This window comes from Calidifontibacillus oryziterrae (genome assembly GCF_000331575.1).
Lineage (GTDB): Bacteria > Bacillota > Bacilli > Bacillales > Bacillaceae_J > Calidifontibacillus_A > Calidifontibacillus_A oryziterrae.
The window spans coordinates 154,198-166,541 of record NZ_ANOK01000005.1 but is presented as its reverse complement, the minus strand read 5'-3'; the positions used below and the strand labels follow the sequence as shown (position 1 = coordinate 166,541).

General features: G+C 36.2%; 10 protein-coding genes. 6 read left to right on the top strand and 4 right to left on the bottom strand.

Features of this window, described 5'->3' with window-relative positions; translation table 11 throughout:
* Positions 1-48: 48 nt before the first annotated feature.
* The 3 genes from D612_RS0105305 to D612_RS0105295 form a co-directional block, all read right to left on the bottom strand.
* Positions 49-336: a YxcD family protein gene (locus D612_RS0105305; RefSeq protein WP_017754455.1), complete on the bottom strand. Its 288-nt coding sequence runs from the start codon at positions 334-336 to the stop codon at positions 49-51.
* Complete coding sequence (locus tag D612_RS0105300) at positions 324-788, bottom strand: hypothetical protein (RefSeq protein ID WP_017754454.1); 465 nt, start codon at positions 786-788, stop codon at positions 324-326. Before D612_RS0105300 ends, D612_RS0105305 begins: the two co-directional genes overlap by 13 nt.
* A 559-nt stretch (positions 789-1,347) precedes the next feature.
* Positions 1,348-2,874, bottom strand: coding sequence for an SLC13 family permease (locus D612_RS0105295; protein WP_017754453.1), 1,527 nt, complete (start codon positions 2,872-2,874; stop codon positions 1,348-1,350).
* A gap of 284 nt (positions 2,875-3,158) precedes the next feature.
* Between D612_RS0105295 and D612_RS0105290 the strand changes: the two genes are divergently transcribed.
* On the top strand, positions 3,159-3,842 hold the full coding sequence (locus tag D612_RS0105290) for a phosphoribosylaminoimidazolesuccinocarboxamide synthase (protein WP_017754452.1): 684 nt from the start codon (positions 3,159-3,161) through the stop codon (positions 3,840-3,842).
* 314 nt (positions 3,843-4,156) lie between these two features.
* On the opposite strand, the gene D612_RS0105285 is transcribed toward D612_RS0105290, so the two are convergent.
* Positions 4,157-4,573 carry an Hsp20/alpha crystallin family protein gene (locus D612_RS0105285; RefSeq protein ID WP_017754451.1) on the bottom strand — a complete coding sequence of 139 codons (417 nt, stop codon included), beginning with the start codon at positions 4,571-4,573 and terminating at the stop codon, positions 4,157-4,159.
* 299 nt (positions 4,574-4,872) lie between these two features.
* Between D612_RS0105285 and D612_RS0105280 the strand changes: the two genes are divergently transcribed.
* The 5 genes from D612_RS0105280 to D612_RS0105260 all read left to right on the top strand — a co-directional run bounded on the left by D612_RS0105280 (position 4,873) and on the right by D612_RS0105260 (position 12,329).
* Entirely contained in the window at positions 4,873-5,520 is a 648-nt protein-coding gene (locus D612_RS0105280) for a LytTR family DNA-binding domain-containing protein (RefSeq protein WP_017754450.1), read from the top strand.
* Positions 5,521-5,684: 164 nt separating this feature from the next.
* The gene (locus D612_RS0105275) at positions 5,685-7,199 is read left to right on the top strand and encodes an acetyl-CoA hydrolase/transferase family protein (RefSeq protein ID WP_017754449.1); all 1,515 of its coding nucleotides are present in this window, start codon (positions 5,685-5,687) and stop codon (positions 7,197-7,199) included.
* Between the two features lie 406 nt (positions 7,200-7,605).
* Positions 7,606-9,120, top strand: a complete 1,515-nt coding sequence (locus D612_RS0105270; protein ID WP_017754448.1) for an acetyl-CoA hydrolase/transferase family protein — start codon at positions 7,606-7,608, stop codon at positions 9,118-9,120.
* A 279-nt stretch (positions 9,121-9,399) separates the two neighbouring features.
* Positions 9,400-10,848, top strand: a complete 1,449-nt coding sequence (locus D612_RS0105265) for a tryptophanase (protein ID WP_017754447.1) — start codon at positions 9,400-9,402, stop codon at positions 10,846-10,848.
* Positions 10,849-11,210: 362 nt separating this feature from the next.
* Positions 11,211-12,329: a sugar ABC transporter substrate-binding protein gene (locus tag D612_RS0105260; RefSeq protein WP_017754446.1), complete on the top strand. Its 1,119-nt coding sequence runs from the start codon at positions 11,211-11,213 to the stop codon at positions 12,327-12,329.
* Positions 12,330-12,344 lie beyond the last annotated feature (15 nt).

The following is a 12,344-nucleotide window of genomic DNA, read 5'->3' as shown; positions in this document are numbered from 1 at the left end:
AAGAGCATCTGCAAATAATTACAGATGCCTTTTTTTTGTCCTGCAAGACTAATTAATTTTGGCAATTATACCTTCATTATCATCAAGAACAAGCTCAATTCCGGCATAAGGGTCTCGGTTTAAAAATTCCTGAAGCCATATCCGCAATGCCTCGATTAAGTTACCGGTGATTAATATTTGCTTATACCCATTAACGTATGATTCAGCAGAGAAGCCGTATTCGTCATCATACATTAATTCTACTTCGACTTCCTCAGGCTTTACATGCTTTTTGCGTGATATATAAACGCAAACTGCGTTAATTATATCCTGCTCGAGGATCACTAACTCTGCCACGGATTCGTATCCTCTTTTTTCTTCTTGTCTTTAATTAAGAAGAATATTTTGCGAACAATAGCTATTAAAATCATAATCGCAAGTATGTTTATCATTAAACCGAGAATAGAGCCGAGAATTCCCATGTTTGCAAATAAACTACCGAATAGCAAGCCTGCTAGTCCGCCGAGCATAAGACCCTTCATTAACCCGCCAGAATTAAATCCACCTTTAGGATTTGTTGTGGTTGTAGACTTATTAGTAGTAGCATTAGAGTTTGTATTAGTATCGGCCTTTTTGTTTTGAAATAGCGAGTTGTTATTTGTATTATTGTTATTATTGAAGTTAAAGCTTCTTTTACCAGATTTATAAGATTTTGCTTCCACAGTTGTTGAATGATCCTGAAAAACATTACTACCTACAGGCGAAAAAATAAGCGCTGCAGTCAGGATTAATGTCATAATTTTTTTCAATACTTTTCCCTCCATGTTTGTTCATGATTTTTAATGTAAAAAATGCGGGTTGTAATCCTTTACTTTCATCCACCCTTCAAACTATTTTAAATTATTTACGAAGGAATGCAAAATAAGTTTCATTGTTTTAATGATAATGTTAGAAAGACACGGCTTTCCGCCCACAATGGCGGAAGCCGATGTCCTTTCTTATACTTTAATCCTTTAACAAAGTTAAACTTTCTTAAAGTACAAAAAAGTGCCGCAACCGGGCACTTTTTATAATTGTTTAGGAAATTATAAAATTTGATCCTGTGGATAAATACTAAAGCACAGAGAGTAGTCGTCCAGTTCCAGCGCCCAGCGACTAGTAAACTTCGCTCATCTCTTTTGCGATAAGTCAACATCGACTCGTCCTGATTGGAATAAGGCGATCCCCGAAAATTTCTTTTGCGATAAGTCAACATCGACTCGTCCCTCGACGTGTTTTGTTTATCCCAGTCGATGCGCTCTTAGTTTATACGTCGCTAATCAGGGCGCCTATAGCTTTTGTTCTTGCTATCATTATGTTGCTAAATTGCTATTTCATACTCTCTGGGAAGATGGATAGGTCAATCCCCCACACAGTCGGAAGGAAGAAAAAGATAAATAAAGTAATAATAAAAATGCAGAAAATATTTAACCAAAATCCAGCTTTTGCCATATCTTTAATTTTTAATAGACCTGAACCAAAGACGACAGCATTTGGTGGTGTTGCTACAGGTAACATAAATGCACAGGAGGCGGCTAAGCCAGCAGCGATCATTAACCCATATGGATGCACACCAATAGCCAATGCAAGCGATGCCATAATCGGGAACATCATAGTTGCTGTTGCGGTATTTGAAGTAATTTCTGTTAAGAATAATACAAGTGTTGCGACAGCTGCAATAATTAAGATAAAGTGAATTCCTTGTAAAATAGTTAACTGTTCACCAATCCATAGTGCTAAACCAGAATCCTTAAAGCCTTTTGCAATGGCGAGGCCACCGCCGAAAAGTAATAATATATCCCATGGTAGCTTTTTAGCATCATCCCATGTCAAAAGCATGCCGTCTTCGCCTTTTTTAGAAGGAATAAGGAAAAGAACAACAGCTGCCATAATTGCTATAACTGTATCATTAATCCCCGAAACAAACCTTTCTAAAACGAATGTACGTGTAATCCATGCCAATGCTGTTGCAACAAATACAACTGCCACTGCTTTTTCTTCATAGCTCATATTTCCAAGGCTGATTTTTTGTTCATGGATAATTGCCTTTCCACCAGGCAATTCTTTAATTTTCAATGGGAAAGCAACTTTTGTTAAGTAAATCCATGCGACTAGTAGTAAAAATGCTGAGATTGGAACGCCGAAGAGCATCCATTTTGCAAATGAAATATCAATTCCATACAGTTCGCGAACGACACCCGCAAATATTGTATTTGGCGGCGTTCCAATTAATGTACCAAGACCGCCTATTGAGGCCGAATATGCCACACCTAGCAAAAGTACTTTGCCAAAGTTTGTTGTAGCTTGTTCGTTTTCTCCCTTCAATGAGTCCTTTACATGTGTTAGAACAGATAGTGCAATAGGCATCATCATCATTGCAGTCGCTGTGTTAGATATCCACATTGACAAAAATCCAGTTGCTACCATAAAGCCTAATACGAGACGTTGAGTGCTTGTGCCAACGAGTAAGATAATATTCAATGCGATACGACGATGTAAATTCCATTTTTCTAGTGCAATCGCTAATACAAATCCACCAAGAAAAAGGAATATCGTACTATCACCATATTGATTAGTAATTCCGCCATCTACAGCTTTTGTAAGCGGAAACAATATAACTGGTAATAATGCTGTTATAGGAATTGGAACTGCCTCTGTGATCCACCAGGTAGCGATCCAAAGCGTACTAGCTAAAACTGCTGTTGCTTCTTTTGACATTCCCTCAGGTGATACGAATAATAATGTGAGTAAAAATAAAATAGGACCGAGTCCTAAGCCGAACAATTGGCCAATATTTTTTTTAGGTGGTGTCTCTGCTTTTTTATTTGCGTGCTGGTAATGTGCTAAGCTATCCATCACTTTCCTCCTGACTATGCTGATATAATATATCGAAATCCACAAAACTATTGTTCTATAACAATAGTAAATATAAAATTCCATCACTGTCAATGATAAAATCGATTATTTCGAAAATTTTATATCATATCATTATTATCAACTTAACTAAAGTGTCAAAAGGAATATAATATTACAATAATTTTATAGTTATTTGCTATTATGCAAAATCAGTAGTTGATTTATTCAGAAAATTTCATGCATAATAAAAATAGAAAAACTTTAATAGAGAAGGGATTAAAAAAATGAAACTTATTTATACTGGGAAAACGAAAAACGTTTATGCATTAGAGGACGGAAATTATTTACTCAAATTTAAAGATGATGTGACTGGGGAAAATGGTGTTTTTGATCCGGGCGCCAACACGGTTGGTTTAACAATGGAGGGTGCAGGGCAGGCTGGACTTAAATTAACAAAATTCTTTTTTGAGAAGCTACAAGAGCAAGGGATTCCTACTCATTACGTAGATGCTAATATTGAAGAAGCCACTATGACTGTGAAGCCAGCTACAGTATTTGGCAAGGGTCTTGAAGTCATTTGCCGTTATCGTGCGGTTGGTAGTTTTTTGCGTCGGTATGGAGCGTATGCTGAAGAAGGTCAGCCATTAGATGCATTTGTAGAAGTTACAATTAAAGACGATGAGCGCCAAGATCCACCTATAAGTGAGGATGCTCTTGATATGCTTGGAATTTTATCAAAGAATGAATACAAAGAATTAAAAGAGCTAACTAGAAAAATTGGTAGTGTTGTAAAGGATGAATTAACAAAGAAGGATATTGAGTTATATGATATTAAATTTGAATTTGGTAGATTAGTAGATAAACAAATCGTATTAATTGATGAAATCTCTGGGGGAAATATGAGGGCGTACAAAAATGGTGAGTATATTGAGCCATTACAACTGGAAAGACTAATGTTAGAAGATTAAATCAAAAAGTGATAGCATGAAAATGGATGATTAAACTAGTAATGATGATTAAACTAGTAATGATGATTAAACTAGTAATTAAGAAACGATTGTTAGTGAGCGACGACAGATTAAATTTCAAAATAAAAAGGCATCTACACATGATAAGTGTGGATGCTTTTTCTGTAAGTATATAGTTTGATAGGTGGGAAAATAGTGAGCGGAAAACTTAAAATGATTTTAAGTGAACAGTTTTGATCAAGCTTAACCATGAAAATAAAGCTGTATTTCCCTAATTTATAAGGGAGACACAGCTTCTTAATTATGGACTAAAGTTAATCAATAGAAATTCTTTGTCGACTTGGTAATGATGGATTTCTTTTTTCCAATGTTACAGTTAAAACACCATCTTTGTATTTTGCTTTTGAAGAGTCACTTATTACTTCTGCTGGTAGCGGGATCGTTCGTTCAACTTTACCGTACTGGCGCTCCTGTTTATAGTATTTCTCGCCTTTTTCCTCTCTTTCAGAGGATCTTGAAGCTTTAATTGTTAAGGAGTAATCGTCAAGCTCAAGTTCAATGTCTTCTTTTTTGAAACCTGGTAAATCTGCCTGGATAGAGATGGACTTTTCCAACTCCTTAACGTCAACATCAAAAATCTTGCTGAATGGCCAAGGGTTTGCAAAAAAATCCTCTAACTCCTGCGACCTTTTGTTCCAAATCTTAGGTAGTAAATCATGAAGAGCCGGCATATGAATCACCCTCCAATTTAATATTTAATACCTACATCTATATTTTATCAAGATTATAGTCAACTTAGAAATAATTCCACCTGCGTTCACAAAATTGTTAAAAAAGTATGATTATTTAAAAATCAATTGCTATAGTAATATATTTCATAAGGGTTTTGCATTTTTCATGGAACATCTACTCATGCAACAGCAGAGCTCGTAACGACAATTTCTGTACGATTTATAGAATTAACAAACAATAGAATGATAAACTAAAACTAGTTTTAGCGGCAATTCCTTAGTGGAGGTTGGTAGGGACAATGGAGAGTACAAATTTGGTATCCGTTTTAGAAGTGATTAGCGAATTGTTTTCTGATGAAATATCAATAGCAGTTTCAAATACAAAAGAATACATTTATTATCGCCAGAGCAAACGGATTGATTTGAAAATTAAACCAGGGGATAGTATCAAACGAGGGACCATTACATACAAAGCGTTAACATCAAAACAAAAAGTATCAGAATTTATAAACCGTGAAATTTATGGAGTTCCATATCATGGTATGGCTGTACCTTTTTTTAGCCAAGACGGCGATATAGAAGGGTGTGTGACAGCTGTTTATCCAGCTTTAACAGATGGAAAATCTGTTGTAACAGTCAAAACAGATGATGGTTGGATTCCGATTCCGTTTGAACAGGTTGTCTACGTGGAAGCAAAGGAAAAGAAATCCTTCGTGTATGCAGATGGATTATCAGGCACACATAAGTATTCTCTCCAAGAGTTTGAATACTTTCTACCGATGGATTATTTTATCCGCTGTCATCGCTCGTTTATCGTGAATGTCAATCATATTAAAGAGATATTCCCTGATACTCATTCGAAATTTTTATTGTTAATGGATAACGGAGACCGAGTTCCGGTTAGCCAATTGTATTCCAGCTATTTTCGGAAGCTTCTAGGTTTTTAAGGTTAAAGGTTAATCTGTTATACATTAAGGGGAGAAAATAACTCTGTTTTAGTATAGGATTTTGCTAGCTTATAAAAATTTTTAGGTGATTTATCCGTATACTCACTTTTTGCTTAATTTTGAAGATAAAATATTTTTAAAAAACTTAAAGTGGGGTATGGGGTATGGAAGAGAAGCTACAGCGTATAAGGGATGTGCGTTTGCGGGATCGCGTCGTCACAGCAGAGGAGGCAGCTTCATGGATTCAAGACGGAATGACTCTTGGGATAAGCGGATTTACTAGGGCTGGTGATGCAAAAGCAGTTCCATTTGCGTTAGTTAAGCGATCTGAAAAAGAGAAATTTAAAGTAAATTTATTTACGGGTGCTTCAATTGGCTCAGACATAGATAAAATGTTTACAGAAGCAGGTATTGTTGGGAAAAGGTTGCCATATCAAGCCGATAAGACGATGAGAAGTGCGATTAATGAAGGTGAAATTTTATTTGTTGATGCCCACCTGTCGCATTGTTCTGATTTAATACGTAATAATGTTCTTGAGCAGGTTGACGTCGCTATTTTGGAAGCGGTTTCAATCACGAAGGATGGAATGATCATACCAACAACTTCATGTGGGAACTCATTAACTTATGCAAAGCATGCAAAATCAATTGTTATCGAAATTAACATGGCACACAAAACAAATATAGAAGGCTTGCATGATTTTTACGATCCCGGAAAACAAGGAGAACGTCAACCTATCCCTTTGACAAAACCGTCTGATCGAATTGGGACAATCGGTATTCCATATGATGCTGATAAAGTTAAAGGAATTGTTTTTACTAATTTGCCAGATACACCATCTGCTATTGTACCGCCAGATGAAGAAACACTTATTATGGCAAAGCATTTGCTTGATTTTTTACGAAATGAAATAGCTGAAGGTAGATTAACAGAACATCTTGCTCCATTGCAATCAGGAGTCGGGTCAGTCGCAAATGCTGTTCTACACGGAATGCTTGAATCAGAATTTGAGGATTTAGAGCTATATTCTGAAGTTTTACAAGACGCAGTGTTTGATTTAATGGATGCTGGAAAAGTCAAATTTGCTTCTAGCTGCTCTTTAGGTCTTTCAGAGGAAAAAATGGATGACGTTTATTCGAATTTTGATAAGTATCGAGACAGGATTGTTTTGCGACCACAGGAACTTTCTAATAATCCAGAAATCATTCGCCGTCTTGGCTTAATTTCAATTAATACAGCGCTAGAATTTGATATTTATGGGAATGTCAATTCTACACATGTAATGGGGACCAAAATGATGAATGGAATCGGTGGTTCTGGTGATTTTGCACGTAATGCCCGTTTAGCAATATTCGTAACAAAATCAATTGCCAAAGGTGGCAAAATCTCGAGTGTTGTCCCATTTGTCTCACACGTTGACCATACTGAACATGATGTCGATGTCGTTGTAACAGAACAAGGTATAGCTGACTTACGTGGATTAGCTCCAAGACAACGTGTAGAATTAATTATTAATAATTGCGCACATCCGATGTATCGTGAGCAGCTTCTCGAATATTATAACGAAGCGCTCACTAGGGGCGGTCATACTCCTCATGTATTGGAAAAAGCACTTTCTTGGCACATTAATTTAGCTACTAAAGGCACAATGCTAGAAAAAGTGGAAGAATTAGTGTAAGTAAATAAAATATAAAAGGTAATAATTACCTAGCAAAAATCATGGGCTGTCCGTAGGGGGCAGCCTCTGTTTTGTTTGGGTTAGTAAATAGTGAATTTTCATTTGTTATTTATGAGAGGGCACAAAAAACCATAATTTATATAAAATTTGAAATACTATAACAGATTCATACAGTTGATCGTTATAAAAACCTCTGTTTTAGTACAGAAATTAGCTATTTCGTCGTCGAATTATCTTCTTTGGTATTTTTGTTATTGCAAAAATTCTATGCTTCAGTATGTAGATATGCTAGTTCGTCGGAAAATTAACTGTTTTATACCAAAAAAATAATTTATGAGAATTTTCGTTATAAATTTAATATAAAAAATAATTTAATTTACTATCATTTATAAGGGGTAATGGGGATATGGGAAAAAGTATTGAAAGGATAAGAGATGTCCGATTTAGAGATCGTGTTGTAACAGCAGAAGAAGCGGCTTCATGGATTCAAGACGGAATGACATTAGGGTTAAGTGGATTTACACGTGCAGGTGATGCGAAAGCGGTACCATTTGCATTAGTTAAACGTGCAGAAACAGAAAGCTTTAAAGTAAATGTTTTTACGGGAGCATCCTTAGGATCTGATATAGATAAGCTATTTGCTGAGGCTGGAATTATTGGAAAGCGTTTACCATTTCAAGCAGACCCTACGATGAGAAAAGGGATTAATGAAGGGGATTTCTTATTTGTTGATCAGCATTTGTCACACACAGCTGAGCTAGTTCGTGCAAATGTAATGGGTCCTATTGATTTTGCAATATTGGAAGCGGTATCAATTTCGGAGGATGGGATGGTTATTCCAACAACTTCAATCGGAAACTCTTTATCATTTGCGTTAAATGCAAATAATATCATTATTGAAATAAATACAGCACAACCGACGGAATTAGAAGGAATTCATGATTTATATGAACCAGGAAAACAAGGGGAGAGGAATCCGATTCCACTAACAAAGGCAAATGACCGAATAGGAACGGTGGGTATTCCTGTTGATATTAACAAAGTGAAAGGAATTGTCTTCACGGACCAATTAGATTCTCCATCAACAATTGTTCAGCCCGATGAAGAAACAGTTGAGATGGCACAGCATTTAATGTCATTTTTACGGAAGGAAATTGAAGCTGGTCGCCTGACTGAGCGACTTGCACCGTTGCAATCAGGAATCGGTTCAGTAGCGAATGCTGTCCTCCATGGAATGATCGATTCTGAATTTGAAAATTTAGAAGTATATTCTGAAGTATTACAGGATGCTGTATTTGATTTAATGGATGCGGGAAAAGTAAGCTTTGCTTCTTGCTGTTCAATCACGTTGTCAGAATCGAAAATGAATGAAGTCTTCTCAAACTTTGATAAATATCGCGATCGTCTACTTATGAGACCACAAGAGATCTCGAATCATCCTGAAGTTATTAGACGCCTTGGTTTAATATCGATAAATACAGCATTGGAATTGGATATTTATGGTAATGTCAACTCCACTCATGTACTAGGTACAAAAATGATGAACGGGATTGGTGGGTCAGGTGACTTTGCGAGAAATGCGCGTTTAGCTATATTTGTTACAAAATCAATTGCTAAAGGTGGCAAAATATCAAGTATCGTTCCATTTGTTTCTCACGTTGATCATACCGAGCATGACGTTGATGTTATTGTTACGGAACAAGGCTATGCAGACTTACGTGGTTTAGCACCACGTGAACGTGTTGAGAAAATTATTGAAAACTGTGCACACCCAATGTATCGTAATCAGCTACGTGATTACTATTATGAGGCACTTTCTAGAGGCGGGCAGACTCCGCATGTATTAGAAAAAGCATTTTCTTGGCATATTAATCTAGCTACAAACGGAACAATGCTAGAAAAGGTTGAGGAACTAGTTTAAGTAAACTTCACAAAGGTTGAGGTTATAATAGCAAAATAATGTATGTATTTTTAGAAGAAAACCGTTATATTCTACACTTTAGTTAAGTGAGGTAGGCGGTTTTTTCTCTGTAAATTCGCTTTAATAATATAACGCATAAAAGCGTTTAGGCTTTAAATTGATAAACAACTTATAATATTGAACCTATCTTTGTAAACCTCATTGTATTTTAATTTTTTAGCTGTATACTTTTCGTATTAATAATGGGATTTTTTTCTGAATTGCAAAGGGAGTGTTACGATGTCACATGTTAAATTTTATTATGGCGATAGTGTTCCATTAGAAATGCATAAGGCTCGGATTGTCCAAAAAATAAATCTTCAGCCGATTGAACGTCGTTTGGTGGCAATAGAAGAAGCCGGTTATAACACGTTTTTGTTAAAGAACAGTGATATTTTTATGGATATGCTTACCGACAGTGGAGTAAACGCGATGAGTGACAGGCAGCAAGCAGCTATGCTTGAAGCTGATGATAGTTATGCTGGATCGGGGACATTTACAAAATTACACAATAAAATTAAAGAAATTTTTGGTAAAGAGTATTTCCTACCAGCACACCAAGGAAGAGCTTGCGAAAATATTATCTCAAAGTCTTTTGTGAAAAAAGGAACAATCGTTCCAATGAATTACCATTTTACAACCTCTAAGGCACATGTTGTTTTAAACGGTGGGGTAGTAGAGGAAATCTTTACGGAAGAAGCCTTAAAGATTAAAAGCGATCAGCCGTTTAAGGGCAACATGGATATACCAAAGTTACGGGAATTAATTCAAAAACAAGGACAAGAAAAAATTGCATTTATCCGTCTTGAAGCCGGAACCAATCTGATTGGGGGACAACCTCATTCATTAGAAAATATGGAAGAAATCCGCAAAGTATGTGATGAGTTTGGGATTATGTTAGTATATGATGCAAGTCTATTAGCAGATAATCTTTATTTCATAAAGAATCGTGAAGAAAAATGCAAAAATATGAGCATTAATCAAATTACACGTAAACTTGCAGATTTGGCTGATATTATTTATTTTTCAGCACGGAAGCTTGGCTGTGCTCGTGGTGGCGGTATTTGTACAAATAGTAAGGAAGCATATCTTAAAATGCGTGAACTAGTCACTCTTTATGAAGGTTTTCTAACCTATGGTGGGATGTCCGTTCGGGAAATGGAAGCCATTGTGATTGGATTAGAAGAAACAATGGATGAGAATATGGTCAATCAAGGTCCGCAATTTATTGAGTTTATGGTTAACGAACTTCAGAAAAAAGGTGTACCAGTTGTAACACCTGCTGGAGGGCTAGGTTGTCATATTAATGCAATGGAATTTGTAGACCATATTCCACAGGAACAATATCCTGCGGGCGCTTTAGCTGCAGCATATTATTTAGTAAGTGGAGTACGTGGCATGGAACGCGGTACAATGTCGGAGCAAAGAGATGAAGATGGAAATGAGACATTGTCTCATATGGAGCTTTTACGATTGGCGATGCCAAGACGTGTCTATTCTTTGTCACATGTTAAATATGCTATTGACAGAATCGTATGGCTTTATGAAAATCGTCATTTAATTGAAGGCTTGAAATTTGTGGAAGAGCCAAGTGTCCTACGCTTCTTCTTTGGAAAGCTGATCACAACATCGAATTGGCAAAATAAACTAGTAGAAAAATTCAGACAAGATTTTGGCGATAGTTTATAAAATCTTTATAATAAAAAATAATTATGAAATGGCTAGTTTTTAAATGAACAGGGATAAACTCTCTGTTCATTTTTTTTTTCGTCTCTTCGTTTATAAATACTCTACCATCAAGTGTAAAGGTCGTGAAATAAAAATAATCATTAGGAAAAGCAATACATAAATATACTGAATCTAAAAGAACACTAGTAGTTACGTTTAAAGCATTTGTCCAACCTGAATAAAATATGCTCTTTTATTTAAAAAATAAATATGAATCAAATTTATGCAGTTGTAAAAAATAGTAGAAGGTGCAAAAAGGAAACAGTGTTGCGTAAGCTTGCTCAACAAGAAAAATCAGATTGTAAAAAAAGGAGTGGTCAGAGATGAGGGAAAAATTTTTAAAAAGAACAATGATAACAGTACTTTCTGCAATGCTTTTTTTAACTGGTTGTAATACAGGTGGAGATACAGCCAAAGAGCCAGCTGAAAATCAAGAACCAGTGTCATTGGAGAATGTACCTGAAAGATTTGCAACAGGAGAAGGAGCCAAAATTAAGGTCATCCGTAAAATTGGCGGGGATGATCATACAGCTCAATTTTTAGCTGGTGCTAAGGAAGAGGGCGAATCGTTAGGATTCACAGTGGACATCTTTACAGCTAATGGTGATACTGCAAAATTCCATGATGCGATAGCTCAAGCTATGCAGCAGGATTATGATGGTGTTATTCTTTCCCATGGTGATGATGCAGCTACAGCAGATGATGTAAGTAAATTAAGGGATAAAGGAATTGAAGTAGTTGCGTTTGATTCAGTTAGTGAGCTAACAGAAATTGAGGGTGTAACTCTTACATCTCAAGATGATGAAGCTCTTGCTGTTCAAGCTCTTGATCAATTAATTAAAGATACAAACGGGAAGGCAAATATTGCTTATCTTTGGGTAGATGGATTTCCACCAATGGTAAGGCGTAATAATGTGTATCAAGAAGTGTTAAGTGCCAATCCTGGAATTAAAGAACTGGAAAGATTTGGAGTTGCAGCCGCCGACACCTCCGTCCAAACCCAAAATGCAGTGGCAGCAATGTTAAATAAGTATAAAAAAGGGGAGTTAGATGCAATTTTTGCTACATGGGATGCGTTTGCAATCGGTGCCGCTCGCGCCATTAAAGAAGCAGGAAGAAATGAAATTAAAATTTACGGAATAGATGTATCAAATGCAGACCTACAATTAATTCAGGAGGAAGGAAGTCCATGGGTTTCAACTTCCGCTGTTGACCCTAAATTAATTGGGGCAGTGAACATGAGAATACTTGCAAAAAAGCTTGCTGGTGAAGAGACTCCGCCGACCTATGACTTGGAAGCATCATTAATTACACAAGATTTAGTTCAATCCTCTCAAGAGCCTGTTAATATGGCTAATCTTGCTAATATCATTCCAGGTTGGGGACAATCTGAAGCTTTCAATGAAGAATGGATGGATGTATTACGGGACCACTATAAATAAGGGAACAATGTTCAT